Here is a 25418-nt window from a genome sequence, read left to right as displayed (position 1 = left end):
CCGGTCGCCGACGCTCAGTGCAACGGGCCGAAGTGCCGCTGCAGGCCCTGCCACACGTCGTCGTACCCGCGCTGCAGATGCTCCGCGTGCGCCGCCTGCGCCGTGGCGGTCACCGGCCACCGGGTCTCGAACATGAACGCCAGCCCGTCGTCGATCTTCTGGGGCCGCAGCTCGGCGGCGGAAGCCCGGTCGAAGGTCTCCTGGTCCGGCCCGTGCGCCGACATCATGTTGTGCAGCGAACCGCCCCCCGGAACAAAGCCCTCCGCCTTCGCGTCGTACGCCCCCTCGATGAGCCCCATGTACTCGCTCATCACGTTCCGGTGGAAGTACGGCGGCCGGAAGGTGTCCTCGCCCACCAGCCAGCGCGGCGCGAACACCACGAAGTCGACCCCGGCGAGGCCCGGGGTGTCGCTCGGCGAGGTCAGCACCGTGAAGATCGACGGATCCGGGTGGTCGTAGCTGATCGTGCCGATCACATTGAAGCGGCGCAGGTCGTAGACGTACGGCACATGGTTGCCGTGCCAGGCGACGACATCCAGCGGCGAGTGGTCGTACGTCGCCGTCCAGAGGTTGCCGCAGAACTTGTTGACCACCTCCACCGGGCCCTCGACATCCTCGTACGCGGCGACGGGGGCGAGGAAGTCCCGCGCGTTGGCCAGTCCGTTGGCGCCGATCGGGCCGAGGTCGGGCAGTTGGAAGGGCGCCCCGTAGTTCTCGCACACATAGCCGCGGGCCGACGGGCTCCGCCCGCCGCCGGGCTCGGCGTCCAGCAGCTCCACCCGGAAGCGGACCCCACGGGGAATCAGCGCCACCCGGCCCGGCTCCACGTGCAGCAGCCCGAACTCGGTCCGCAGCAGCAGCCCGCCACGCTCCGGCACGATCAGCAGCTCCCCGTCGGCGTCGCTGAAGACGCGGTCCATCGAGGAGTCCGCGTGATACAGGTGCACGGCCATACCGGTGCGCTGGGTCGCGTCGCCGTTGCCACCCAGCGTCCACAGGCCCGCGAGGAAGTCGGTGCCCCGCGCCGGCTCCGGCAGCGGGTTCCAGCGCAGCCGATTCGGGTCGGGCTCGGTCTCCGTGAAGGGCGCCGAGCGCAGCGCCCCGTTGTCCGTGCGTGTGAACGCGGGGTGCGCGGCCGACGGACGGATCCGGTACAGCCACGAACGCCGGTTGTGCGCCCTCGGCTCCGTGAACGCCGAACCGCTCAGCTGCTCCGCGTACAGCCCGAGGGGGGCGCGCTGGGGCGCGTTGCGGCCGTGCGGCAGCGCCCCGGGGAGCGCCTCCGAGCTGTGTTGGTTGCCGAATCCGGTGAGGTAGGTCAGCCCCTCGGCCGTCTTCCTCGCGTCCCCGCTCATGATCGCTCCCTCGCGCCTGATTCCTATGCTTCACCGTAGGATTCAGCTTTTTCGCGCGCAAGAGGTACGCCGAAGTGCGTGGCCGCCGTATGCGCGGCGCCGGAACCTCCGTGCGGAGTACACCCCAGGGCTGGCGGCACGGCCCAAGAACCCGACTCCAGGGGGATTCGCCTGTCAGAGCGTTGTTCTAATCTCCCCGGCATGTCGTGGAAGCGTGGACTGCTCGCCGCGCTCGCGGTCTGCGCTCTGCTCGGTGGATCGGCGGGCTGCGGCACCGGTGCCGCACACGAGCGGAGGGAAGCGGTGTCGCCCTCGCCCGTGGGCAAAATCCTGGACGAGACGGACAAAGAAGGACGCCACTACCGTGAGGTCGACAAGAAGAGCGCGCCCGAGGTCGCCATCGAGGTCCAACCGGCCTCCGGCGACGGCTGGGACGTCCGCCTGACCGTCCACCGCTTCCGCTTCTCGCCCGCCGCCGCCAAGGCGCAGGCCGTGGCCGGCCGCGGCGTCGCGCTGCTGTCCCTGGACGGCCGGAACCTCGCCACCCTGCGCACCGCCGCGTACCACCTCACCGGCGACCTGGTCCCACGCGGCACCCACCACGTCACCGCGCGCCTCTACGCCGACGACCGCACGGCGTGGGCCGTCCATGGCAAGGCCGTCGAGAGCACGGCGGACATCACCGCCTCCGGAACCGCCGTGTCGACCCGGCCGTCGACACCTGCCTCGCCGCCCCCGTCGGCCCCCGCATCGGCGCCGGCATCGGCGCCGGCAGCGACGCCGGCAGCGACGGCGAGCGGGAACGGCGTCGCGGGCCGTACCGACACGGGAGGTTCACCGGATCCCGGCGGAAAGGCATCATGAAGCCTGTGCCTCAAGCGACCTCGCTGCGCCGCGCGCCCGTTCAGCGGCGCAGCGCCGAACGACTGACCAGGATCCTCGACGCCTGTGCCGACCTCCTCGACGAGGTCGGCTACGACGCCCTGAGCACCCGGGCCGTGGCCCAGCGCGCGGGCGTCCCCATCGGCTCCGTCTACCGCTTCTTCGGCAACAAGCGCGCCATGGCCGACGCGCTCGCCCAGCGCAACCTCGAGCGCTACACCGAACGCGTCACCGAACGCCTGCGGGCGACAGACGCGCAGGGCTGGCGCGCCGCCATGGACGCCGTGCTCGACGAGTACCTCGCCATGAAGCGCACCGCCCCCGGCTTCTCCCTCGTCGACTTCGGCAACCAGATACCCGTCGGCACCCGCGACGCCGAGCCCAACACCCGCGTCGCCGACCGCCTCACCGACCTCCTCTCCGACTTCCTCGACCGCACCCCCGACGAGGACCTCCGGCGCACCTTCCTGGTCGCCGTGGAGGCCGCCGACAGCCTGGTCCACCTGGCCTTCCGCATCGCCCCGGAGGGGGACGAGCGGATCATCGAGGAGACACGGGAGCTGCTGCGCGCGTATCTGGCCAGAGTTCTGGACTGAACCGCTCCACCGCTCCACCGCTCCACTGCATCCACCGCTCTATCGCTCTATCGCTGAAGCGCGCGGGCCGGAGGGGGAGAGAGGTGCGCGATTTTCCGACCTCACCCCCTTCAAGCCCTCCCTCTCATCCGTACCGGTCGGTATGCTCGGCCCGGTCCGTGTGCCACCGCTGCCACCGTCCTCCGGGAGGACCCGTGTCCCGCACCTCCGGCGCCACCCCCGGCTCCCGCACCGCCCTGCGTGTCTGCCCTCTCTGCGAGGCCACCTGTGGGCTGACCCTCACCATCGAGGGCACCCGGGTCACCGGCGCCCGCGGCGACCGCGACGACGTCTTCAGCAAGGGGTTCATCTGTCCCAAGGGCGCCTCCTTCGGCGCGGCCGACGGCGACCCCGACCGGCTGCGCACCCCCCTCGTCCGCACGGACGGCGAACTGCGCGAGGCCACCTGGCAGGAGGCCTTCGACGCGATCGCGGCGGGCCTCGGCCCGGTCGTCGAGCAGTACGGCCCGCACGCCCTCGGCCTCGTCCTCGGCAACCCGAACGTGCACACCATGGCCGGCGCCCTCTACCCGCCCGTCCTGCTCACCGCGCTGCGCACGCACAGCGTCTTCACCGCCTCCACGCTCGACCAGATGCCCAAACACGTCTCGAGCGGTCTCCTCTACGGCGACGCCAACGCGATCCCGGTCCCGGACCTCGACCACACCGACCACCTCCTGCTCATCGGCGCCAACCCCCTGGAATCCAACGGGAGTCTGTGCACCGCCCCCGACTTCCCCGGCAAGCTCAAGGCACTGCGCGCCCGCGGCGGCACCCTGACGGTCATCGACCCGCGCACCACCCGTACCGCCAAACTCGCCGACCGCCACGTGACCATCCGCCCCGGCACCGACGCCCTGCTGCTCGCCGCGATGACGTACGTCCTCTTCGAGGAGAAGCTCGTCGACCTGCGCGACCTCGCCCCGCACGTCCAGGACGTCGAAGAACTCGCCACCGCTGTACGGGACTTCACCCCCGAGGCCGCGAGTGAGGCCTGCGACGTGGACGCCGACACCATCCGGGCGCTCGCCCGCGAACTCGCCGCCGCCCCCACCGCCGCCGTGTACGGCCGCATCGGCAGCTGCACCGTCCCGCACGGCACCCTCGCCAGCTGGCTCGTCGACATCCTCAACATCCTCACCGGCAACCTCGACCGCCCCGGCGGCGCCCTCTTCCCGCAGGCCGCCACCGACAAGACGCCCCGCCCCGCCGGACCCGGCCGCGGCTTCGCGCTCGGCCGCTGGCACAGCCGGGTGAGCCGCCACCCCGAGGCCAAGGGCGAACTCCCGCTCGCCGCACTCGCCGAGGAGATCGACACCGCCACACCCGAGGGCAGCCCCGTCCGCGCCCTCATCGCCATCGCCGCCAACCCCGTACTGTCGGCACCCGACGGCAACCGCCTCGACAAGGCTCTCGGCTCCCTCGACTTCATGGTCAGCGTCGACCCGTACCTGAACGAGACCGCACGCCACGCCGACGTCGTGCTGCCGCCGCCCCCGCCCTCCCAGAGCGCCCACCACGACTTCGCCTTCAACACCCTCGCCGTACGCAACCAGGTCCGCTACAACCGCCCCGCCGTCCCCCTCGAACCGGGCCGCATGGCCGAGACCGAGATCCTCGCCCGGCTGGTGCTCGCCGCGACCGGCATGCACGGCGCCGACCCGTCCGCCGTGGACGCCATGGTCATCGACTCCACCCTCGGCAAGGCCGTCCAGGACCCGCACGGCCCCGTCCACGAACGCGACCCGAAAGAACTCGCCGCGCGGCTCACCGGCGAGAGCGGACCCGAACGCAGGCTCGACATGATGCTGCGCCTCGGCCCGTACGGCGAGGGCTTCGGCGCCCGGCCCGACGGCCTGAGCCTGGAGAAACTGCTCGCCCACCCGCACGGTATCGACCTCGGACCGCTGCGCTCACGTCTGCCGCAGCCACTGAAGACGCGCAGCGGGAAGATCGAGCTGCTGCCGGCACCGATTGTCGACGATCTTCCCCGACTGCGTGCCGCCCTGCGTGAGCGTCCGGCGGCGATCGTCCTCGTCGGCCGCCGCCATCTGCGCTCCAACAACAGCTGGATGCACAACGTCCCCGCCCTCACCGGCGGCACCAACCGCTGCACCCTGCACATCCACCCCGAGGACGCGGCACGCCTCGGCCTCGCCGACGGGGCGGCCGTGCGCGTCAAGGGCGCCGGGGGAGAGGTGGTGGCCCCGGCCGAGGTCACGGACGCCGTACGACGTGGGGTGGTGAGCCTGCCGCACGGCTGGGGACACGACCGCCCCGGCACCCGGATGAGCCACGCGGCCCTCGACCCGGGCGTCAACGTCAACCAGCTCCTCGACGGCTCGCTCCTCGACCCGCTGTCGGGCACGGCGGTGCTCAACGGGGTGCCCGTGGAGCTCGCGGCATGCCCGTAGCAGCCCCCCGCTCACCGAGACAAGCCTGTGACCTGGAGTTTTGCGCTTATTGCTCGCATGTCAACATCTTGTTAACGCAATCTTGCGCGACCTAACGTCAACGCACCGCCGGCCCTGGTGGGAGTTCAAGGGCGAACGTTAGGTAATCCAACTCATGCTGACCATCCTCGGCTTCACCATGATCGCGACCTTCCTGGTCCTGATCATGCTGAAGAAGATGTCGCCGATCGCGGCGCTCGTGCTGATCCCGGCACTCTTCTGTGTCTTCGTCGGAAAGGGCGCCAAGCTCGGTGACTACGTCATCGACGGCGTCACCAGCCTCGCCCCCACGGCGGCGATGCTGATGTTCGCGATCGTCTACTTCGGTGTGATGATCGACGTCGGTCTCTTCGACCCGATCGTCCGGGGGATCCTCAAGTTCTGCAAGGCCGACCCGCTGCGGATCGTGGTCGGCACGGCGGTCCTCGCCGCGATCGTCTCCCTCGACGGCGACGGCTCGACCACCTTCATGATCACGGTCTCGGCGATGTACCCGCTGTACAAGCGCCTCAAGATGAGCCTGGTCGTGATGACCGGCGTCGCCGCCATGGCCAACGGCGTGATGAACACGCTCCCCTGGGGCGGCCCCACGGCCCGCGCCGCGACCGCGCTGAAGCTCGACGCCAGCGACATCTTCGTCCCGATGATCCCGGCCCTCGCCGTCGGCCTGCTCGGCGTCCTCGCCCTCTCGTACGTCCTCGGACGCCGCGAACGCAAGCGGCTCGGCGTGCTGACGCTGGACGAGGTCCTGGAGCCGGAGACCGAGACGGTGCTCGTCGGCGCGGGTGCGGGCGCCTCCGGCGACGGCGACGGCGCCGTCGCGAAGAAGGCGGCACGTGCAGGTGGTTCGGGCTCCGGCTCCGGCTCCGGCACCGACGCCGATCTGCCCGAAGCGGACGACGACTTCCAGGGTCTCGACCCCCACCGCGCCACCCTGCGCCCCAAGCTCTACTGGTTCAACGCGCTCCTCACGGTCACCCTGCTCACCGCCATGATCATGGAGTGGCTGCCGATCCCGGTCCTCTTCCTGCTCGGCGCCGCGCTCGCACTCACCGTCAACTTCCCCCACATGCCCGACCAGAAGGCCCGCCTCGGCGCCCACGCCGAGAACGTCCTCAACGTCTCCGGCATGGTCTTCGCCGCCGCCGTCTTCACCGGCGTCCTGACGGGCACCGGCATGGTCGACCACATGTCCAAGTGGCTGGTCTCCAACATCCCCGACGGCATGGGCCCGCACATGGCCCTCGTCACCGGCGTCCTGAGCATCCCGCTCACCTACTTCATGTCGAACGACGGCTTCTACTTCGGTGTCCTCCCGGTCCTCGCCGAAGCGGGCCAGGCACACGGAGTCTCGTCCCTGGAGATCGCCCGTGCCTCGCTCGTCGGCCAGCCGCTGCACATGTCCAGCCCGCTGGTGCCCGCCGTGTACGTCCTCGTCGGCATGGCGAAGGTCGAGTTCGGAGACCACACCAGGTTCGTGGTGAAGTGGGCGGCGCTGACTTCGCTGGTGGTGTTGGGAGCCGGGATTCTGTTCGGCATCATCTGACGGACGGATGGCGACTGACAGATTCTGTTATCTGTCATCTGAAATCCGTCATCCGTTATCTGTCAGTCGATATCGGTCAGTCGGTACCCGTCATCTGCCACCTGTTCTCTGAAATCCGTCATCGGATGGAGGGGTGTCCCCGTGAGGCCCGGTCGGAACCGCGGCTGGCTGCTGCGCCTCGTCATCGCCTTCGGCTTCGCGCAGGGGGCGGTCTCGATGGCCCGCCCCGCCGTCTCCTACCGGGCCCTTGCGCTGGGCGCCGACGAACGCGCCATCGGTGTGATCGCCGGTGTCTACGCCCTGCTGCCCCTCTTCGCGGCCGTACCGCTGGGCCGCCGTACCGACCACGGTCGTTGTGCCCCGCTGCTGCCCGTGGGGGTCGTCCTCATCGTGGGCGGTTGCGCGCTCAGCGGTACGGCGGACTCGCTGGGGGCGATGGCTGCCTGGAGCGGGGTGATGGGCCTCGGTCACCTCTGCTTCGTCATCGGTGCCCAGTCGATCGTGGCCCGGCAGTCCGCGCCGCACGAACAGGACCGCAACTTCGGCCATTTCACCATCGGCGCCTCCCTGGGCCAACTGGTCGGGCCGATCGTCGCGGGCCTTCTGATCGGGGGCCCGGACAGGGCGGGCAGCAGCGCGCAGGCGCTGCTCGTCGCGGGTGCGCTCGCCGCGGTGTCGTTCAGCTCGCTCTGGCGCATCGAGCACCGTACGCCCGCCGAGTCCCGTACGGCTCAGGGTGACCGCGTGCCCGTGCACCGCATTCTGCGCGCCCGGGGCGTACCCGCCGGAATCCTCATCAGCCTCTCCGTGCTGTCCGCGACGGACATCCTGACCGCGTATCTGCCCGTGGTCGGTGAGCACCGGGGCATCGCGCCGTCCGTGATCGGTCTGCTGCTCAGTCTGCGCGCGGCGGCGACCATCGCCTGCCGGCTGGTCATGACGCCGATGCTGCGACTGCTGGGCCGGGCGGCGCTGCTCACCGCGACCTGTCTGGTGGCCGGTGTGCTGTGCGCGGGTCTGGCGCTGCCGGTGCCGGTGTGGGCGCTGGCTGCGATGCTGCTGGTCCTCGGCTTCTGTCTGGGCGTCGGCCAGCCGCTGTCCATGACGACGGTCGTGCAGGCCGCCCCGGACGAGGCCCGCTCCACGGCCCTCGCCCTGCGGCTGACCGGCAACCGTCTGGGGCAGGTGACTGCCCCGGCCGCGGCGGGGCTGGTCGCCGGGGTCGCCGGAGTGGCCGCGCCGTTCGTGATGCTGGGCGCGCTGTTGGTGCTGTCCTCGGGGATCGCGCTGCGCTCGCCGAGGAAGGCGCCCGCCGGGCGTGCCGAGCCCGTACGGCCCGGGGTGCTCCTGCGTCGTAAGAGCGACATCTGACCTTCCCGACCGGCCCGACGAGGGTGCGGCGAAGTGTCTGTCGGGCCGGTAGACGATCGTCCGTTTCCGCCGCACCGGAACAGGGACGGGAACCGCGGCGGGAACCGACACGCCGGATCCCGCCGGGTGTCTTCCCCCAGGTGGTCGCGGTCCGTTAACTTCCGTGACTCATACGTCCCTTGCGGCCCGCTCGGGGCGTCTCGACCGCGGAGCGACAGCGCCCTGTGAGCCCCCGGGGGCACCCTTCATGACACGCGCCATCTCCCTGCACCAGGTCAGCAAGTCGTATACGCGCGGTGTCCGCGTGGTGGAACGGCTGTCGCTGGACATCCGGCCGGGCGAGTTCCTCGTACTGCTCGGCCCCTCCGGCTGCGGCAAGTCGACCGTGCTGAGGATGATCGCCGGTCTGGAGGACGCCACTGAGGGCGAGGTGCGCCTCGATGGTGAGAACGCGGGCGATCTGCCGCCGTCCGAGCGGGACATGGCGATGGTCTTCCAGAACTTCGCCCTCTACCCGAGCATGACGAGCCGCGACAACATCGGCTTCCCGTTGCGCATCGAGACCCCCGGCGAGGACCCGCGTCCGCGTGTCGACGCCACCGCCCGGATGCTCGGCATCGAGGACCTCCTCGACCGTTTCCCCCACCAGCTGTCGGGCGGCGAACGTCAGCGCGTGGCGATGGGCCGTGCGATCGCCCGCCACCCCTCCGCCTTCCTGATGGACGAGCCGCTCTCCAACCTCGACGCCAAGCTCCGTAACCATCTGCGCGCCGAGATCGCCTCGCTCACCAGGGAGTTGGGCGTCACCACGGTGTACGTCACCCACGACCAGGCCGAGGCGTTGTCGCTCGGCGACCGGGTCGCCATCCTGCGCGGCGGCGTCCTCCAGCAAGTGGGCACACCCCGTACGGTCTACGCGCTGCCGGCGAACGTCTTCGTCGCCGCCTTCATCGGCACCCCGCGCATCAATCTGCTGCGCGGCCTGGTCCGGGCCCCGCTCGACGGGGCGATGACGATCAGCCTCGGCAAGCAGTACCTGCCGCTGCGCGAGCCCTGGTCGGTGGATCAGCGGTTGCTGCGGGTGCAGCAGGGCCGCGAGGTCATCGTCGGGCTGCGTTCCGAGGCCGTCCGCCTGGCCAAGCCGTCGCAGGCCCGTCCCGGCGAGGTGGCGATCAGTGGTCTCGTCGAGCACGTGGAGTTCCAGGGGCACGAGGTGCTCGTCCACTTCAACACCGGCTCGCGGCCCGCCTTCGTCCCGGACCTGGAGGCGCCGCGCCCGGTCCGCCCGGTCAGGCGCCGCCGTCGCGAGGGCTCGCTCCTCGACCGTCTCCGGGACCGCCGGGCCGGTCTGCGGGCCGGGCCGGTGGTCGACCTCGACGACCCCGCCGATGCGGGTCCGGCCCGCGACGACGAGACACCGCCCGAGGGCCGGCTCCCCGGCGACCTGGTCGTCCGCACCACCCCCGACTTCGACCTCCGTCACGGCATGCAGGTGCCCCTCCTCGTCGACCTCGCCCATCTGTTCGTCTTCGACCGGCACGGCGAACGCATCTGCCCCGCTCCGGCGCGGCTGCCGGACCTGGACGAGTGAGGTGAGCAGGGTGAGTCGCGGGAAGACATCTGGCGCCTGAAAACTAACACCGCTAGTTTGTGGTTCGGACGACGCCGCGAGGCGGACGGCACGCCCCCGCCCGGGAGGAACACGATGAAGGCACATGACGGTATGTACATCGACGGTGCTTGGCGCCCCGCCGCCGGGACGGACACGATCGAGGTCGTGAACCCGGTGGACGAACAGGTTCTCGGCCGGGTTCCGGCGGGCACGGCCGAGGACGTCGACACCGCCGTACGGGCCGCCCGCGCCGCCTTCCCTGCCTGGGCCGCGACGCCGCCCGCCGAGCGGGCCGCACGGCTCGGCGCCCTGCGTGACGTTCTCACCGCACGCAAGGACGAGATCGCCGAGACGGTCACGGCGGAGCTCGGCTCCCCGCTGTCCTTCTCGCAGGCGGTCCACGCGACCGTACCGATCCTGGTCGCGGGCTCGTACGCCGGACTGGCGGCCTCCTACGCCTTCGAGGAGAAGGTCGGCAACTCGACCGTCTACCAGGAGCCGATCGGTGTGGTCGGCGCGATCACGCCCTGGAACTACCCGCTGCACCAGATCGTCGCCAAGGTCGCCCCCGCGCTCGCGGCGGGCTGCACGGTCGTCCTGAAGCCCGCCGAGGACACCCCGCTCACCGCCCAGCTCTTCGCGGAGGCGGTCGCGGAGGCGGGCGTCCCGGCCGGCGTCTTCAACCTCGTCACCGGCCTCGGACCGGTCGCGGGCCAGGCCCTGGCCGAACACCCGGACGTGGACCTGGTCTCCTTCACGGGCTCCACGGCGGTGGGGCGGCGGATCGGAGCGACGGCCGGTGCGGCGGTCAAGCGGGTCGCCCTCGAACTCGGCGGCAAGTCCGCCAACGTCATCCTGCCGAGCGCCGACCTCGCCAAGGCCGTCAACGTCGGCGTCGCCAACGTGATGTCCAACTCCGGCCAGACGTGCAGCGCCTGGACCCGCATGCTCGTGCACGCCGCGCAGTACGAGGAGGCGGTCGAACTCGCCGCGACCGCCGCGGCGAAGTACGGGGACCGCATCGGCCCGGTCGTCAACGCCAAGCAGCAGGCGCGGGTGCGCGGTTACATCGAGAAGGGCGTCGCCGAGGGCGCCCGGCTGGTCGCGGGCGGCCCCGAATCCCCTCGCGAGCAGGGGTATTTCGTCCAGCCGACCGTCTTCGCGGACGTCACCCCGGAGATGACGATCGCGCAGGAGGAGATCTTCGGCCCGGTGCTGTCGGTGATCCCGTACGAGGACGAGGAGGACGCCGTCCGGATCGCCAACGGCACGGTGTACGGGCTCGCGGGCGCGGTGTGGGCGGGTGACGAGGCCGAGGCGGTCGCCTTCGCGCGACGGCTCGACACCGGTCAGGTCGACATCAACGGCGGCCGGTTCAACCCGAGTGCCCCGTTCGGCGGTTACAAGCAGTCGGGGGTCGGACGAGAACTGGGCGCGCACGGCCTGTCCGAGTACCTCCAGACGAAGTCCCTCCAGTTCTAGCCCGTTCCACTCCACTCGACTCCACTCCACTCGACTCCACCCCACCCGACTCCACCCCACTCCGTTCCACTACATTCAGTCAGTTCCAGAGTTCTGGGCCCGAGGAGCTTTTACGTGGTTCGCGCTGCCGTACTTCCCGCCGTGGGCGCTCCCCTGGAGATCGCCGAGATCGACCTCCCGGAACCCGGTCCCGGCCAGGTCCGTGTCCGGCTGGCCGCCGCCGGGGTCTGTCACTCCGACCTCTCGCTGTCCGACGGCACCATGCGGGTGCCCGTCCCCGCCGTCCTCGGCCACGAGGGTGCCGGGACCGTCGTCTCCGTCGGGCAGGGCGTGAGGGGTGTCGCGCCCGGCGACGGAGTCGTCCTCAACTGGGCTCCCTCCTGCGGCAGTTGCCACGCCTGCTCGCTGGGGGAGGTGTGGCTGTGCGCCAACGCGCTGACCGGCGCGGGGGACGTGTACGCGCGGCGCGCCTCCGACGGGAGCGATCTCCATCCCGGGCTGAACGTCGCCGCGTTCGCCGAGGAGACCGTCGTGGCCGCCGGCTGCGTACTGCCCGTCCCGGACGGCGTCCCCCTCACCGACGCCGCCCTCCTCGGCTGTGCCGTCCTCACCGGGTACGGCGCCGTCCACCACTCGGCGCGGGTCCGTGCCGGTGAGACCGTCGCCGTGTTCGGGGTGGGCGGGGTGGGGCTCGCGGCGCTCCAGGCGGCGCGAATCGCGGGCGCGTCGCAGGTCATCGCGGTGGACATCTCTCCGGAGAAGGAGTCACTGGCACGCGAGGCCGGCGCCACGCACTACGTCGTCGCCTCCGACACCACGGCCCGCGAGATCCGCTCCCTCACCGGCAAGCAGGGTGTCGACGTCGCCGTCGAGTGTGTGGGCCGTGCCGTGACCATTCGCGCGGCCTGGGACTCCACCCGCCGCGGGGGCCGTACGACGGTCGTCGGCATCGGTGGCAAGGACCAGCAGGTCACCTTCAACGCCCTGGAGATCTTCCACTGGGGCCGTACGCTGTCCGGCTGTGTGTACGGCAACTGTGACCCTGCGCGGGACCTGCCGGTGCTGGCGGAGCATGTTCGGGCGGGGCGTCTGGATCTGGGGATGCTGGTGACCGAGCGGATCGGGCTGGACGGGATCGCGGGGGCGTTCGAGAACATGGTGGCGGGGAAGGGCGGGCGAGCGCTGGTGGTGTTCTAGGCCCTGTCGTCCGACAGGACCTAGGGCCGATCCGCCGGACAGGCTCTAGCCCCGGGTGGCGTGGTCGTCCGCGGGTGGGTGAGGGCTGGTCGTGCGGTCTCCCGCGTCCCTGACAGCCTTGGACCGGGGGCGGGAGCGGGACACCGCGACCCCGGTCAGGCACAGTGCGCCGCCCGCCAGGGTGAGCAGCGCCGGTACCTCGTCGAGGAACAGCCAGGACATCGCGACGACGAGCGCGGGCACCGCGTAGGTGGTCGCGCCCATGCGGCTCGCGGTGGTCCGGGCCAGCGCGTACGCCCAGGTCGTGAACGCCAGCGCGGTCGGGAAGACCCCCAGGTAGAGCACGTTGAGAGTGGCGGAGGCGGGCGCGTCCGCCACGTCGTGGGCCAGCTGTCCCGCGAACGGCAGGCACACCACGGCCCCGACCAGACAGCCGAACGTGGTCACCTGGAGGGCGCTCGCCCGCCCGAGCGCCGGCTTCTGCGCGACGACCCCCGCCGCGTAGCCGACGGCGGCGAGCAGACACAGGACCACGCCGAGCACCGAGGAACCGCCCTCGCCGGACATTGACAGCCCCACCGCGACCGCCCCCGCGAACGACACCGCCATGCCCGCGAGCAGCCGCGGCGGCATCGCGTCGCCGAGCAGCCGGGAGCCGAGCAGCGCGATGAGGATCGGGCCGATGTTCACGACCAGCGCCGCCGTGCCGGCGTCCACCTGCTGCTCACCCCAGTTGAGCACCACCATGTAGAAGCCGAACCAGAGCAGGCCGGATATCGCGATCCCGCGCCAGGCCGCGCGCGGTGGCCACCCCTCCCTGCGTACGAGGCAGAGGGCGCCCAGCGCGACCGAGCCTGCCAGCAGCCGCCCGAGTGCCAGCGCGCCCGGCGAGTACGCTGCGCCCGCGCTGCGGATCGACACGAAGGCGGAGGCCCACAGCACGACCGTGACGGTCGCGGCGCCCGCGGCGAGCAGGTCCGCGCGACGGGCGGGCGCGGGGGAAGTGGCGTTCATCATGGTCCCGAGGCTAGGTGGGTACGGGGGAGAGGACTCGCGGATTTCGGACGCCGCGGTGGGGTGTGATCGCTCAGCGGAGTGCCGTCGCCTCGATGCCCAGGAGTTCCGCGAAGGCCCGCTCGCCGTCCGGCGTGACCTTGACCGCGCGCTCCGAGCCGATACGTACGCACCAGTGGGCGTCCAGGGCGTGGCGGCACAGGGCCGCGCCGGCGCTACCCGCGAGGTGGGGGCGGCGTTCGGTCCAGTCCAGGCAGGCGCGGGTGAGAGGGCGGCGGCCGGTGCGGTTCAGGTCGATACCTGCCTCGTCGAACCATCGCAGGCCCGCGTCCGTGAGCGCGAACCCGGTGTCCTGTCGGAGCAGGCCGCGGTGGGTGAGGGCGTCGGTGAGGGTGATGCCGAGGCGGCCCGCGAGGTGGTCGTAACACGTGCGGGCGCGGGCCATCGCGGAGCCCGTGCCGGCTTCCCGCAGGGTGCGAGGGCGTCGGGTGGCCTCGGGTGCGACCTGGGCGGCGAGGTCCTCGACGAGTTGGGCGACGTGGGGGTCGGCGAGCCGTACGTAGCGGTGTCGGCCCTGTCGTTCCTCGGCGAGCAGGCCGCCGGCGACGAGCTTGCCCAGGTGTTCGCTGGCCGTCGAGGGGGCGACGCGGGCATGCCTGGCCAGTTCCCCCGCGGTCCAGGCGCGGCCGTCGAGCAGGGTGAGCAGGAAGGTGGCGCGGGTCTCGTCCGCGAACATCGCGGCCAGCGCGGCGAGTCCCGGTGCGACCGGATCCGTCGACCTCGTCATGCCCCCCATCATCCGCCCCGCACAGTTCGGCCCCCGCCGAACGGTCTCCGGGCCGCGGGGGTTCTTCGGCCGCGGGCGGCTGGGGTCTGCGCCCCGGTTCCCCGTCCGTCCCGAGTCGTTCGGCTGCCGACCGGTGGGGGCTGGTCGCGCAGTTCCCCGCGCCCCCAAGACGGGGCTTCGCCCCGCGTCCCCCACCGGCCGACACTCTTCGGCTGCCGGCGGGTGGGGGCTGGTCGCGCAGTTTCCCGCGCCCCTGAAGGCCTCCAGCCCGTCCGGCGCGCGAGGACGAGGCCCATGGGGCGCCGGGCCGATGGGGTACCGGGGCGCAGCCCCGTGCCCCCAGGGGCGCGGGGAACTGCGCGCCAAGCCCCCACTCACCCGCAGCCAACAAACCCAACCGGGGGCGGCGGGAGCGGGATCAAACCGCCTCGGCGCCGTCGGCCGTCACCCTCCCGAACTGCTCCGTCAACCCGTCCAGCAACGCCCCGAGCCCCACCTCGAAGGCCCGCTCGTCCACCTTCTCCTGCTGCTCGGCCAGCAGGTGGGCCTGCCCGAGGTGGGGATAGTCGGCGGGGTCGTACGCACTCTCGTCGTCGACGAAACCGCCGGCGAAGGACCCGAGGGCGGAGCCCATGATGAAGTAGCGCATCAGGGCGCCGATCGACGTGGCCTGGGCCGGTGGCCAGCCGGCGTCGACCATCGCGCCGAAGACGGCGTCCGCGAGGCGCAGCCCGGCGGGTCGGCGCCCGGGACCGCGGGCGAGGACCGGGACGATGTTCGGGTGGTCGCGCAGCGCCGCCCGGTAGGACACGGCCCAGTCGTGCAGGGCGGTACGCCACTCCCGCCCGTCCTCGAACATCGACAGGTCGACCTGCGCGCTCACGGAGTCCGCGACCGCTTCCAGGATCTGGTCCTTGGTGCGGAAGTGGTTGTAGAGGGAGGGCCCGCTCACGCCCAGTTCGGCGGCGAGCCGCCGTGTGGAGACGGCGGCCAGCCCCTCCGCGTCCACCAGCGCCCGCGCCGTGTCGACGATCCGGTCGGTGCTCAGGAGGGGCTTGCGCGGTCGGGCCATGGCGCACATAGTAGGGCTGCGAACTTAAACTAGCAGTGCTAATTTAGCTTTTCGAATGTACGGCTTTCAAGTGGGGTGACTGTCATGAACCTGGAGCTCAGCGAGGAGCAGACCGCCGTCCGGCAACTCGCCAAGGACTTCGTGGACCGCGAGATCGCCCCTCATGTCGTCGAGTGGGACCGCGCGGAGGAGGTCGACCGCTCGCTCGTGAAGAAGCTCGGCGAGGTCGGCTTCCTCGGGCTCACCGTCGACGAGGAGTACGGCGGCAGCGGCGGCGACCACCTCGCCTACTGCCTCGTGACGGAGGAACTGGGCCGCGGTGACTCCTCCGTGCGCGGCATCGTCTCCGTCTCGCTCGGTCTCGTGGCCAAGACGATCGCGTACTGGGGGAGTGAGGAGCAGAAGCGGCAGTGGCTGCCGGGGCTGACCTCCGGCGCGTACGTGGGCTGCTTCGGTCTCACCGAGCCCGGCACCGGCTCGGACGCGGGCAACCTGAAGACGAAGGCCGTACGCGACGGAGACGACTACGTCATCAACGGCACCAAGATGTTCATCACCAACGGGACCTGGGCCGATGTCGTCCTGCTCTTCGCCCGCTCCACCGACGCGCCGGGCCACAAGGGCGTCTCCGCCTTCCTCGTGCCGACCGACACCCCCGGCCTGACCCGCCGCACCATCCACGGCAAGCTCGGCCTGCGCGGCCAGGCCACCGCCGAACTCGTCCTGGAGGACGTACGCGTACCCGCGAGCGCCCTGCTCGCGCCCGAGGGCAAGGGATTCTCCGTGGCCATGTCGGCCCTGGCCAAGGGGCGGATGTCGGTCGCCGCCGGGTGCGTCGGCATCGCGCAGGCGGCCCTGGACGTCGCCGTGCGGTACGCGACCGAGCGGGAGCAGTTCGGGAAGACCATCGCGCACCACCAGCTCGTCCAGGAACTGATCAGCGACATCGCCGTCGACGTGGACGCGGCACGGCTGCTGACCTGGCGGGTCGCCGATCTCGTCGACCGCGGACTGCCCTTCGCCACGGAGTCGTCGAAGGCCAAGCTCTTCGCCTCCGAGGCCGCCGTGCGCGCCGCGAACAACGCCCTCCAGGTCTTCGGCGGCTACGGCTACATCGACGAGTACCCGGCGGGCAAGCTGCTGCGCGACGCCCGCGTGATGACCCTCTACGAAGGCACCAGCCAGATACAGAAACTGGTCATCGGGCGTGCGCTGACGGGGGTTTCCGCCTTCTGAGTACGCCCGCACGCGGTACTGAGTACGTGGGCGGATGCGGCGGCGGCCGCGTCCGCCGACCCTTGTCCCCATGAGTGAGACACCCGTCAAGCATCTGAACACGGCGGCCTTCTACGGCCAGGCCGTGGCCTCCTTCTCCGTCGCCATGGTGGCGACCGCCGTCGGCATCTACAAGCTGCACGCCGACGCCTGGGTGCGCGCCTTTCTGGCCATCGCCGTCCTCTATCTGGTGACGTCGTCCTTCACGCTGGCCAAGGTGATCCGTGACCGTCAGGACGCGGGCGCCGACCGGGCACGCTAAGCGCTCGCTCACCTTCGGCGGTATGGTGTACCTCCTGTCAGCGAGAGGGGCGAACCAGCGATGAGTACGGCGGAGGAGACGGCCGGCGGCGAGATGCAGCCGTGGGCCGAGGTCACCCCGGACGCGGCCCGGCGGCTGCTCGTCGCCGCCGTCGAGGCCTTCGCCGAGCGCGGATACCACGCGACGACGACCCGGGACATCGCGGGCCGCGCGGGCATGAGCCCCGCCGCGCTCTACATCCACTACAAGACCAAGGAAGAGCTGCTCCACCGCATCAGCCGGATCGGGCACGACAAGGCGCTCGACATCGTGCGCGGCGCGGCGCAGGGCGGCGGCAGCGCCGCCGAGCGGCTCACCGACGCCGTGCGGTCCTTCGTACGGTGGCACGCCGGGCAGCACACCACCGCGCGGGTCGTGCAGTACGAGCTGGAAGCCCTCGGACCCGAGGCGCGGGCGGAGATCGTCGCGCTGCGGCGGCAGACCGACGCGGCCGTGCGCGGCATCATCGAGGACGGCGTGGCGGCCGGCGACTTCGACGTGCCGGACGTGCCGGGCACCACGCTCGCCGTGCTCTCCCTCTGCATCGACGTGGCCCGCTGGTTCAACGTCAACGGGCCCCGTACGCCCGACGAGGTCGGCGCGCTCTACGCCGACCTCGTACTGCGGATGGTCGGGGCCAAGGAGTAGCGGCCCCGGGGCGCGTGCGGGGTGCTCAGACGTAGTAGCGCGACACCGACTCGGCGACGCACACCGGCTTGTCGCCGCCCTCGCGCTCCACGGTGAAGGCCACGGACACCTGGACACCGCCGGGTACGTCCTCGACGCCGGTGATCTTCGCGGTGGCGCGCAGCCGTGAGCCGACCGGTACGGGGGCGGGGAAACGGACCTTGTTCGTCCCGTAGTTGACGCCCATCTTCACGCCTTCGACCTTGATCAGCTGCGGGCCGAAGAGCGGGAGCAGCGACAGGGTGAGGTAGCCGTGCGCGATCGTCGTGCCGAAGGGGCCGGTCGCGGCCTTCTCGGGGTCGACGTGGATCCACTGGTGGTCGCCGGTCGCCTCCGCGAAGAGGTCGATCCGCTTCTGCTCGATCTCGACCCAGTCGCTGTACCCCAGCTGCTCGCCCACCGCGGCCCGCAGTTCGTCGACCGTCGCGAACGTCCTCGGCTCTGCCATCTTCCCGACCTCCCACGTATCCATGTCTAAGCAACTGCTTAGCATGGTCGGGTGCGGGGCGCATGTCAACGGACCGGACGTGTGACGAAGTAGGTAGGGTTGGAGGGGTGCCCCAGATCCCTGAGAAGATCCACGAGCTGACCGTCGGCCAGCTGTCGGCCCGCAGCGGCGCCGCCGTCTCCGCCCTGCACTTCTACGAGTCCAAGGGCCTGATCAGCAGCCGGCGCACCACCGGCAACCAACGCCGCTACCACCGCGACGCGCTGCGCCGTGTCGCCTTCGTCCGGGCCGCCCAACGCGTCGGCATCCCCCTCGCCACCATCCGCGAGGCGCTCGCCGAACTCCCCGAGGAGCGCACCCCGACACGCGAGGACTGGGCCCGGTTGTCGGAGGCCTGGCGTTCCGAACTGGAGGAGCGGATCAAGCAGTTGAGCCGGCTGCGGGACCACCTGACCGACTGTATCGGGTGCGGCTGTCTGTCCCTCGAGAACTGCGTGCTGTCCAACCCGGACGACGTCTTCGGTGAGCGTCAGGCGGGCTCCCGGCTCATGGTGGAGCGCGTCACCGCGCGGCCGAAGCCGCGGCAGTCACAGGGGTCGCAGCAGTCGCAGCAGGCGGCCGAGGAGTGCTGCTGAGGGGCACGCCTCGGCCCCGTGGCCGGGCAGAACCGGCTCTCGTGCCGCGATCGCCCCGGCCGCCCGTCACTCGTACTCCGTGCCGCCCTTGCGCGTCAGATACGCCGGGCTGACCGCCTTCGCGATGGCCCGGCCGCCGGTCACCGGGCTGTAGCGCTCGACGGCAGGGCGTATCACGACGCCCTCCCGCAGATGCAGTGCGCGCCCGGACACGGTCTCCCGGCCCGAGGCGACCTCCAGGACGCGGTCGATGTCGTAGGGCCCCTCGTACAGCCGTGGCACCAGCGGCAGTTCGCCGTCGAGGAGCGCCGCCGCGTCCAGCCAGCGGACCTCGCCGGCGATCTCCGCGGACACGTCGAACACGGCGAAGCCGAGGGACTCGCGGCGGCCGTCGGCGCCGTACGACAGGTCCTGCACACCCGCCCCGTACACCTCGCCGAAGATGCCGACCCGGCGGGCGCCGAGCCGTTCGGCGAGCCGGGCCGCGGCGGCCGCGACGCGGTGGGCGTGGACGGCGCGCCAGTACAGATTGCGGGGATCCTCCTTGAGGGCCAGGGACTTGGCGCCGAAGCCCTTGGAGGAGACGTACACGCGGTCCTGGTCGGCGACGTGGGTCAGCAGGCAGGCCGAGCCGTGCAGCTTCTCCGTCAGGACGACGTTCTCGCCCGGCGCGAAGATGTCCGGGTACCGCTGGACGTTCTCGATGTCGACCCAGGGCAGCAGATCGGGCGCGGACTCGACGTCGCCGTTCATGGCGGGCGGGATCGGCGGCACCCACTTGACGATGCCGAGCGCCTCGGCGAAGTCGGTGCCGTCCGCGGCGGCCCGCGCCAGGTCGACGTCGGCCAGCGCCTTGGGGCGGCAGACGATGCCCTGCGACAGCTCACCGCGCAGGCGTACGGCCTTGACGCGGTCCGAACCGGGGCCCGCGAGGCGTCCGGTCAGGCCCAGCTCCTCGATGAGAGTGGTGGGGAGCACGGACTGCTCGGGGATGTAGACGGCACTCTCGCCGGTGCGGTAGGCGTCCTTGGCGACGACGGCTCGGTACAGGCCCACCTGGGCCAGTTCGAGCGCGTCGGCGTTCGGGTGTTCATGGACGGTCAGCACTTCGGCGGTGACGCGCAGCGTCGACATCGGGACTCCTCGGGTTCCGCGGGTACCTCAACGGGGTTTCATCGAGCCCAACTGTCCCGAGGAGAAAGAGCTGGAGCGAACGGATTTGCGCCTGCTAGCGTCGGCCCACCGGCTGTCTTCAGCCCCCGTCGAGGTCGGCGCCCCGCCAGGGGCGCGGGGAACTGCGCGCCCAGCCACGGGCAATCCCGCAGCCGACGACTCACCCGCAGTTCCCGTAACCCGGCCGACCTCGCCCCCGAGCCTCACTCCGACCGCCGACCGCCGACCGCCGACCGCCGATCCCCGCCCCCCGGTTCAACCCGGCGGAGCGCTCACGCAGAGACCAGCAACCGCACGCGCCTGGCCTCCGCCAGCGCATCGGGCGTGAGGACGGGCCGCGGTACGACGATTCCGCAACCCGTGCAGACGGGACCCGACGACGGTTCGTGGGCCAGGTCGTACTTCCAGGTGAGGCGCTCACGGGTGCAGACCGGGCAGACCGTGCCCGGCTCGCGCTCCAGCGCGGCGATCAGCCGGCGCAGCACCTCGGCCAGTGATTCGTGGGGGTGGATCCGCGGATCGTCGCACCACGCGACGCCGAATCCGCCCCAGGTCAGCCGATGCCAGTCGTCCACGCTGCCCGGCCGGCGCAGCCCGTCGTGCTTCTCCTTCTTGCGGCGCTCGGCGAACTCGACCTCGTAGGCGAGCCAGACGGAGCGGGCCTCCTCCAACTCGTCCAGTGCGGCCACGAGCCGCGCTGGATCGGGGGACCGGTCCTCGGGACCGAACCCGGCCCGGGAGCAGAGGTGGTCCCAGGTTGCCCGATGCCCGTAAGGGGCGAACCTCTCCAGGCACTTGCGCAGTGAATAGCGTCGCAGTGCCAGATCATTCCTCGGATCTCGCACCTGTCTCGCCAGACTCCGAAAACCCGCCATCGCCCTGCACCTCCGTCACACCTGCACCTGTACTTCGGTCACTTCGGCGTTGCCGTCCCAGGGACGTCGCCGAGTAGACGTATCGACACGCGATTCGGCTCCATCCAATTTCCGATGAGCGCCATAAGTCACCGGCCGAACTCCCTCCGGCCTACCTCCCTTCGCTGTCAGTCACCTGTTGAAAAGCCCGTGGGCCGGGGTGCCGGGGTGTCGCCGGCTCCGCATGGCCCGTCGATCTCTAAACGGCTCGTGACCTCTGAACAGCTCAGTGATCGTTGAAAAGTTGACGCATGTTCATCTTCCAACTCGGGGATACCGGCGGTAACGTCCGGCCCACCCCCGTCGGTAGGAGCAGCCATGCCACGGCGCACCGCACGCACCGCACTCGACAGACTGAGAACTCCCCGCAGATTCCCCAAGTTCCTGGGGGCGGCGTCCATCTGTGCTCTCATAGCCGCCCTGCTGTCCCCGCTGACCCAGGCGGCGGCCGCCGACAGCACGGCCGCGCTCGCCGCCAACGACTACTGCGGCGGCCAGTGTTCCGACATCCTCCCGCCCGGTCAGAACGGCAACGCCACCCTCGCCCAGATCCTCCTCAACCAGGCCTTCGGCATCCAGCCCGACCACGCCGAGGACCAGCTCGGTCCCTACAACAACCTGGCCTCGGGCGCCGCCACACTCACCGACGCCAAGATCAACGACTTCTTCAACGACGCGTCCTTCGGGGTCGCCTCCGACCAGGTCGCCTCCACCACCGCGCCCGGCGGCCGCAGCGACGTGACGATCGTCCGCGACAAGAAGACCGGTGTGCCGCACATCACCGGCACCACCCGCTACGGCACCGAGTACGGCGCCGGGTACGCCGCCGCCCAGGACCGGCTGTGGCTGATGGACGTCTTCCGGCACGTCGGCCGCGGCCAGCTGACCTCCTTCGCCGGCGGTGCCTCCTCCAACCAGGGCCTGGAGCAGGAGTTCTGGCGCAACGCGCCCTACACCGAGGCCGATCTGCAGACCCAGATCGACAACGCCATCGCGAACAACGGCGCCCGCGGTCAGCAGGCCCTCACCGACGCCAACGCCTACATCGACGGCATCAACGCGTACATCGACGCCTCCGACAGCGGCCGCTACTTCCCCGGTGAGTACGTCCTGACCGGCCACAAGGACTCCATCACCAACGCCGGCACCATCGACCACTTCAAGATCACCGACCTGGTCGCGCTGGCCTCCGTCATCGGCTCGCTCTTCGGCTCCGGAGGCGGCGGCGAGGTCAACAACGCCCTCTCGCTGCTGGCCGCCCAGTCCAAGTACGGCGTGACCGAGGGCACCAAGGTCTGGGAGTCCTTCCGCGAGCGCAACGATCCCGAGGCGGTGCTCACCGTCCACAACGGCGAGAGCTTCCCGTACGCCTCGAAGCCCGACACCGCGCAGGGCGAGGCCCTGCCCGACGCCGGCTCGGTGACCCAGGAGCCACTGGTCTACGACCGCACCGGCAGCGCGGCCACCGCGACGGCCACCAGCGCCTCGGCGACGGCGGCCGCCACCACCCTCACCTCCGCGAAGCGCGGGATGTCCAACGCCCTCGTGGTGAGCGGCAAGTACACCGCCAGCGGTCACCCCATCGCCGTCTTCGGGCCGCAGACCGGCTACTTCGCGCCACAGCTCCTCATGCTCCAGGAAATCCAGGGACCAGGCCTCAGCGCGCGCGGCGCCTCCTTCGCGGGCCTGAGCATGTACGTCGAACTCGGACGCGGCCAGGACTACTCCTGGAGCGCGACGACCTCCGGCCAGGACATCATCGACACGTACGCCGTCGAACTGTGCCAGGACGACATCCACTACCTGTACCACGGCACCTGCACCGCCATGGACAAGGTCGAGCGGACCAACTCCTGGAAGCCGACCACGGCCGACGGCACCGCGGCGGGCTCGTACCGTATGCAGGTCTACCGGACCAAGTACGGTCCCGTGGAGTACCGCGCGACGGTCGGCGGCAAGAAGGTCGCGTACACGACCCTGCGCTCCTCCTACATGCACGAGGCCGACTCGATCATCGGCTTCCAGATGCTCAACGACCCGGACTACGTGAAGAGCCCGGGGACGTTCCAGAGCGCGGTGCAGCACATCAACTACACCTTCAACTGGTTCTACGCCGACTCCTCGCACACCGCGTACTACAACAGCGGTGACAACCCGGTGCGGGCGGCCGGCGTCGACGCCGAGTTCCCGGTCTGGGCGCAGGCCGCGTACGAGTGGCAGAACTGGAACCCGACGACGAACACGGCCTCGTACACCCCGCCGTCCGCGCACCCCAACTCCATCGACCAGGACTATTACATCTCCTGGAACAACAAGCAGGCCAAGGACTACACCACGGCTCCCTGGGGCGACGGTTCCGTGCACCGCGGGAACCTCCTGGAGGACCGGGTGAAGAAACTGGTCGCCGCGGGCGGGGTGACCAGGTCCTCGCTCACCAAGGCGATGGCCGACGCCGCGCTGGCCGATCTGCGGGCCGAGGACGTGCTGCCGAAGCTGCTGAAGGTCATCAACAGTTCGACGGTCACGGACACCACGGCCGCGGCGGCGGTGACCAAGCTGTCCGACTGGGTGACGGCCGGAGCCAAGCGCAAGGAGACCTCGGCCGGCTCGAAGGCCTACGCCAACGCCGACGCGATCCGCATCCTGGACGCCTGGTGGCCGCTGCTGGTGAAGGCCGAGTTCGAACCCGGTCTCGGCACCGACCTGTACACGGCCTTCTCCAACAACCTGCCCATCGACGAGTCCCCGTCGGCCGCGCACGGCCCGACCGGCGCGCACGCCGGAAGCTCCTTCCAGTACGGCTGGTGGAGCTATGTCGACAAGGACATCCGGGCGGTCCTCGGTGAGTCGGTGCAGGGCGGACTGTCGCAGAAGTACTGCGGCGGCGGCAGCCTCAGCGCCTGCCGGGACGCCCTGATCAGCACACTCAAGACGGCGGCCGGTCTGACCGCCGCCCAGGTCTACCCGGGCGACGACCAGTGCTCGGCGGGCGACCAGTGGTGTGCCGACTCGATCGTCCAGCGGACGCTCGGCGGTATCAAGCACGGCAAGATCACCTGGCAGAACCGGCCGACCTACCAGCAGGTGGTGGAGTACACGTCGCACCGGTGACCCCGGGGCGCTTCGGAGACTCCCCGGCGGCGGGTCATTGAACGCGGCCCGCCGCCAGCACCACCTGGGCCAACTCCCGGTGGCAGATGTCGCTGTGGGCCCCGCACGGGGGCCCGCCGCGGTTCACCACCGCGCACGCGTCGACGTTCACGCACCCCGACACCGGCAGCTTCGCGCGCAGCGCGTCGGCGAGCGTGAACGTCTTCGTGCCCTCCACCGCCTGCACCCCGTCGTGTCCCATCGCGCCCCAGCGGGCACCCAGGAGATGTCCGGGGTCGAGGTCGATCCCCAGCACGGAACGATCGTCGTCCGCCATCCGGGAGGCCAGCGGATAGATCGTGCCGAGCGCCGTGTCGAAGTGGGAGTAGCAGCACACCAGGGGGCCGTCGACGCGGCTCTGCAGACCGTGCAGCGCGCCGCTCGTCCGCGGGTCGCCGGGCAGTTGCGCGGCGAACGCGTAGTGCGAGAAGGCCCCTTGGAGCAGCGTCACGGACTTCACCGTGCGCACGCCCTCGGGCAGTCCGCGCAGTGCGAAGGAGACCAGCCGTCCGCCGAAGCTGTGCCCGACCAGGTGCACGCGCACCCCGGGCGCGGCGGCCGCGAGCTGCCCGAGCGCGCGCCCGAGCCCACGCTCACCCACCGTGCCGGCGCGCCGCTTCATGGCGTAGTACGTGGCCTGGCGCAGCAGTTCACGCGCCCCGTCCCAGGGCCGCGGCAGCGTGAAGGTCTCGCCGGGCGCCGTCATCCCGGCCAGCGCCTCGGCGAACTCGCCGCACACCGTGGCCGTGTCCCCGAAGAGCATCGCGGGGTCGCCCTGCGGCGTGCCCTCCCCGAGCGTGTCCGAGGCGAAGGCGGCCTGCGGTCCCTGCGGCGGTACTTCCACGAGCAGCCGCACCAGACGCCCGAACTCCTCCAACGAGGCTCCCTCGTCCGGCTGTTGGTCCAGCAGACGCGCGATCTGCTCGACGACCGTCGCCCGCCCCGGAAACACCTCCAGGAGCGCGTGCCGGGTGTCCTTGTCGAGCGCGGCGCGGGCGGCGGCGGGCACGTCGGTGGAGACCGCGGCGGCCACCGACCGGGGAAAGTCGGGGATCGGTTCGTCCGAGAACCGCATCGAGGGCCACACCACACCGACGTAGCCCAGACGCGCGTGCGGCGCGAGGTCCGGGACGGGCGCGAAGAACTGGCTGTAGAGGCGGGTCGCGCCGGAACGGTCGTTGTTCCAGCCGTGCGCGAAGACGATCAGATCACGCACTCCGCGCCGGGGCACCTCCGCGAGCAGCCGGTCCCTTTCCCGGCCGTCCACGTCCCCGTCCGCGTCGAAGGTCAGCTCCCAGTAGGGAGAAACACTGACTGCCGGATCCGCCATGGCAAGCCCCCTCGTCCCCCGAAGGCGGTGCGATGTGGGCGCATCGTCCTACCGGGGGCGAAGATTGGCCATACGTCACGACTCAACCGGGGAAAAGAA

21 protein-coding genes are annotated in these 25418 nt (G+C 71.0%); 13 read left to right on the top strand and 8 right to left on the bottom strand.

Going from position 1 to position 25418, the window contains the following annotated elements:
• Positions 1 to 14: 14 nt before the first annotated feature.
• A complete protein-coding gene (gene hmgA / locus ACFZDJ_RS22170) occupies positions 15 to 1355 on the bottom strand; it encodes a homogentisate 1,2-dioxygenase (RefSeq protein WP_390934042.1) in 1341 nt (446 codons plus the stop codon).
• Between the two features lie 201 nt (positions 1356 to 1556).
• On the opposite strand from hmgA, the gene ACFZDJ_RS22165 reads away from it, so the two are divergent.
• The 8 genes from ACFZDJ_RS22165 to ACFZDJ_RS22130 all read left to right on the top strand — a co-directional run bounded on the left by ACFZDJ_RS22165 (position 1557) and on the right by ACFZDJ_RS22130 (position 12533).
• Positions 1557 to 2219, top strand: a complete 663-nt coding sequence (locus ACFZDJ_RS22165) for a nuclear transport factor 2 family protein (RefSeq protein ID WP_391060884.1) — start codon at positions 1557 to 1559, stop codon at positions 2217 to 2219.
• A complete protein-coding gene (locus ACFZDJ_RS22160; RefSeq protein WP_390934044.1) occupies positions 2216 to 2833 on the top strand; it encodes a TetR family transcriptional regulator in 618 nt (205 codons plus the stop codon). Before ACFZDJ_RS22165 ends, ACFZDJ_RS22160 begins: the two co-directional genes overlap by 4 nt.
• A 194-nt stretch (positions 2834 to 3027) precedes the next feature.
• Positions 3028 to 5286 (top strand): molybdopterin-dependent oxidoreductase, encoded by a 2259-nt coding sequence (locus ACFZDJ_RS22155; protein ID WP_390934045.1) that lies wholly within the window; start codon positions 3028 to 3030, stop codon positions 5284 to 5286.
• A gap of 154 nt (positions 5287 to 5440) precedes the next feature.
• The gene (locus tag ACFZDJ_RS22150) at positions 5441 to 6871 is read left to right on the top strand and encodes a citrate:proton symporter (protein WP_391060882.1); all 1431 of its coding nucleotides are present in this window, start codon (positions 5441 to 5443) and stop codon (positions 6869 to 6871) included.
• Positions 6872 to 7012: 141 nt separating this feature from the next.
• Positions 7013 to 8242 carry an MFS transporter gene (locus ACFZDJ_RS22145; RefSeq protein WP_391060880.1) on the top strand — a complete coding sequence of 410 codons (1230 nt, stop codon included), beginning with the start codon at positions 7013 to 7015 and terminating at the stop codon, positions 8240 to 8242.
• Positions 8243 to 8489: 247 nt separating this feature from the next.
• On the top strand, positions 8490 to 9833 hold the full coding sequence (locus tag ACFZDJ_RS22140) for an ATP-binding cassette domain-containing protein (RefSeq protein WP_390934048.1): 1344 nt from the start codon (positions 8490 to 8492) through the stop codon (positions 9831 to 9833).
• Positions 9834 to 9947: 114 nt separating this feature from the next.
• Positions 9948 to 11336, top strand: coding sequence for an aldehyde dehydrogenase family protein (locus ACFZDJ_RS22135; protein ID WP_389593305.1), 1389 nt, complete (start codon positions 9948 to 9950; stop codon positions 11334 to 11336).
• Between the two features lie 114 nt (positions 11337 to 11450).
• Entirely contained in the window at positions 11451 to 12533 is a 1083-nt protein-coding gene (locus ACFZDJ_RS22130) for a Zn-dependent alcohol dehydrogenase (protein WP_385381461.1), read from the top strand.
• A gap of 45 nt (positions 12534 to 12578) precedes the next feature.
• Here ACFZDJ_RS22130 and ACFZDJ_RS22125 read toward each other — a convergent pair whose 3' ends face one another.
• The 3 genes from ACFZDJ_RS22125 to ACFZDJ_RS22115 form a co-directional block, all read right to left on the bottom strand.
• Positions 12579 to 13547, bottom strand: a complete 969-nt coding sequence (locus tag ACFZDJ_RS22125) for an EamA family transporter (protein ID WP_391060978.1) — start codon at positions 13545 to 13547, stop codon at positions 12579 to 12581.
• A 73-nt stretch (positions 13548 to 13620) separates the two neighbouring features.
• Positions 13621 to 14346 carry a metalloregulator ArsR/SmtB family transcription factor gene (locus tag ACFZDJ_RS22120; RefSeq protein ID WP_391060877.1) on the bottom strand — a complete coding sequence of 242 codons (726 nt, stop codon included), beginning with the start codon at positions 14344 to 14346 and terminating at the stop codon, positions 13621 to 13623.
• A gap of 406 nt (positions 14347 to 14752) precedes the next feature.
• Positions 14753 to 15406 carry a TetR/AcrR family transcriptional regulator gene (locus tag ACFZDJ_RS22115; RefSeq protein ID WP_168507640.1) on the bottom strand — a complete coding sequence of 218 codons (654 nt, stop codon included), beginning with the start codon at positions 15404 to 15406 and terminating at the stop codon, positions 14753 to 14755.
• 84 nt (positions 15407 to 15490) lie between these two features.
• On the opposite strand from ACFZDJ_RS22115, the gene ACFZDJ_RS22110 reads away from it, so the two are divergent.
• The 3 genes from ACFZDJ_RS22110 to ACFZDJ_RS22100 all read left to right on the top strand — a co-directional run bounded on the left by ACFZDJ_RS22110 (position 15491) and on the right by ACFZDJ_RS22100 (position 17630).
• A complete protein-coding gene (locus tag ACFZDJ_RS22110; protein WP_391060874.1) occupies positions 15491 to 16642 on the top strand; it encodes an acyl-CoA dehydrogenase family protein in 1152 nt (383 codons plus the stop codon).
• Positions 16643 to 16712: 70 nt separating this feature from the next.
• Positions 16713 to 16943 carry a YiaA/YiaB family inner membrane protein gene (locus ACFZDJ_RS22105; protein ID WP_168507636.1) on the top strand — a complete coding sequence of 77 codons (231 nt, stop codon included), beginning with the start codon at positions 16713 to 16715 and terminating at the stop codon, positions 16941 to 16943.
• Positions 16944 to 17003: 60 nt separating this feature from the next.
• Entirely contained in the window at positions 17004 to 17630 is a 627-nt protein-coding gene (locus ACFZDJ_RS22100) for a TetR/AcrR family transcriptional regulator (protein WP_384906337.1), read from the top strand.
• Positions 17631 to 17655: 25 nt separating this feature from the next.
• Here ACFZDJ_RS22100 and ACFZDJ_RS22095 read toward each other — a convergent pair whose 3' ends face one another.
• Positions 17656 to 18117 carry a MaoC family dehydratase gene (locus ACFZDJ_RS22095; RefSeq protein WP_101408248.1) on the bottom strand — a complete coding sequence of 154 codons (462 nt, stop codon included), beginning with the start codon at positions 18115 to 18117 and terminating at the stop codon, positions 17656 to 17658.
• 107 nt (positions 18118 to 18224) lie between these two features.
• Between ACFZDJ_RS22095 and soxR the strand changes: the two genes are divergently transcribed.
• Positions 18225 to 18752, top strand: coding sequence for a redox-sensitive transcriptional activator SoxR (soxR, locus tag ACFZDJ_RS22090; protein WP_384906336.1), 528 nt, complete (start codon positions 18225 to 18227; stop codon positions 18750 to 18752).
• A 66-nt stretch (positions 18753 to 18818) separates the two neighbouring features.
• Here soxR and ACFZDJ_RS22085 read toward each other — a convergent pair whose 3' ends face one another.
• Entirely contained in the window at positions 18819 to 19886 is a 1068-nt protein-coding gene (locus ACFZDJ_RS22085) for an RNA ligase (ATP) (RefSeq protein ID WP_390934054.1), read from the bottom strand.
• A 311-nt stretch (positions 19887 to 20197) separates the two neighbouring features.
• Entirely contained in the window at positions 20198 to 20800 is a 603-nt protein-coding gene (locus tag ACFZDJ_RS22080) for a hypothetical protein (protein WP_168507626.1), read from the bottom strand.
• Between the two features lie 357 nt (positions 20801 to 21157).
• Between ACFZDJ_RS22080 and ACFZDJ_RS22075 the strand changes: the two genes are divergently transcribed.
• Positions 21158 to 23950, top strand: a complete 2793-nt coding sequence (locus ACFZDJ_RS22075; RefSeq protein WP_390934055.1) for a penicillin acylase family protein — start codon at positions 21158 to 21160, stop codon at positions 23948 to 23950.
• A gap of 34 nt (positions 23951 to 23984) precedes the next feature.
• Here ACFZDJ_RS22075 and ACFZDJ_RS22070 read toward each other — a convergent pair whose 3' ends face one another.
• Positions 23985 to 25319 carry a serine-threonine protein kinase gene (locus ACFZDJ_RS22070; protein WP_385381484.1) on the bottom strand — a complete coding sequence of 445 codons (1335 nt, stop codon included), beginning with the start codon at positions 25317 to 25319 and terminating at the stop codon, positions 23985 to 23987.
• Positions 25320 to 25418 lie beyond the last annotated feature (99 nt).

The sequence above is a fragment of the Streptomyces sp. NPDC007896 genome, assembly GCF_042959425.1.
Classification (GTDB): domain Bacteria; phylum Actinomycetota; class Actinomycetes; order Streptomycetales; family Streptomycetaceae; genus Streptomyces.
The sequence above is the reverse complement of the archived record's forward strand: the minus strand, read 5'-3'. Positions and strand labels throughout refer to the sequence as shown.

Excerpts from the sequence above, each read along its gene's own strand:
- hmgA (WP_390934042.1), bottom strand. The coding sequence starts at position 1,355 with ATGAGCGGGGACGCGAGGAAGACGGCCGAGGGGCTGACCTACCTCACC.
- ACFZDJ_RS22165 (WP_391060884.1), top strand. The coding sequence starts at position 1,557 with ATGTCGTGGAAGCGTGGACTGCTCGCCGCGCTCGCGGTCTGCGCTCTG.
- ACFZDJ_RS22160 (WP_390934044.1), top strand. The coding sequence starts at position 2,216 with ATGAAGCCTGTGCCTCAAGCGACCTCGCTGCGCCGCGCGCCCGTTCAG.
- ACFZDJ_RS22150 (WP_391060882.1), top strand. The coding sequence starts at position 5,441 with ATGCTGACCATCCTCGGCTTCACCATGATCGCGACCTTCCTGGTCCTG.
- ACFZDJ_RS22140 (WP_390934048.1), top strand. The coding sequence starts at position 8,490 with ATGACACGCGCCATCTCCCTGCACCAGGTCAGCAAGTCGTATACGCGC.
- ACFZDJ_RS22135 (WP_389593305.1), top strand. The coding sequence starts at position 9,948 with ATGAAGGCACATGACGGTATGTACATCGACGGTGCTTGGCGCCCCGCC.
- ACFZDJ_RS22125 (WP_391060978.1), bottom strand. The coding sequence starts at position 13,547 with ATGAACGCCACTTCCCCCGCGCCCGCCCGTCGCGCGGACCTGCTCGCC.
- ACFZDJ_RS22120 (WP_391060877.1), bottom strand. The coding sequence starts at position 14,346 with ATGATGGGGGGCATGACGAGGTCGACGGATCCGGTCGCACCGGGACTC.
- ACFZDJ_RS22115 (WP_168507640.1), bottom strand. The coding sequence starts at position 15,406 with ATGGCCCGACCGCGCAAGCCCCTCCTGAGCACCGACCGGATCGTCGAC.
- ACFZDJ_RS22110 (WP_391060874.1), top strand. The coding sequence starts at position 15,491 with ATGAACCTGGAGCTCAGCGAGGAGCAGACCGCCGTCCGGCAACTCGCC.
- ACFZDJ_RS22105 (WP_168507636.1), top strand. The coding sequence starts at position 16,713 with ATGAGTGAGACACCCGTCAAGCATCTGAACACGGCGGCCTTCTACGGC.
- ACFZDJ_RS22100 (WP_384906337.1), top strand. The coding sequence starts at position 17,004 with ATGAGTACGGCGGAGGAGACGGCCGGCGGCGAGATGCAGCCGTGGGCC.
- ACFZDJ_RS22095 (WP_101408248.1), bottom strand. The coding sequence starts at position 18,117 with ATGGCAGAGCCGAGGACGTTCGCGACGGTCGACGAACTGCGGGCCGCG.
- ACFZDJ_RS22085 (WP_390934054.1), bottom strand. The coding sequence starts at position 19,886 with ATGTCGACGCTGCGCGTCACCGCCGAAGTGCTGACCGTCCATGAACAC.
- ACFZDJ_RS22080 (WP_168507626.1), bottom strand. The coding sequence starts at position 20,800 with ATGGCGGGTTTTCGGAGTCTGGCGAGACAGGTGCGAGATCCGAGGAAT.
- ACFZDJ_RS22075 (WP_390934055.1), top strand. The coding sequence starts at position 21,158 with ATGCCACGGCGCACCGCACGCACCGCACTCGACAGACTGAGAACTCCC.
- ACFZDJ_RS22070 (WP_385381484.1), bottom strand. The coding sequence starts at position 25,319 with ATGGCGGATCCGGCAGTCAGTGTTTCTCCCTACTGGGAGCTGACCTTC.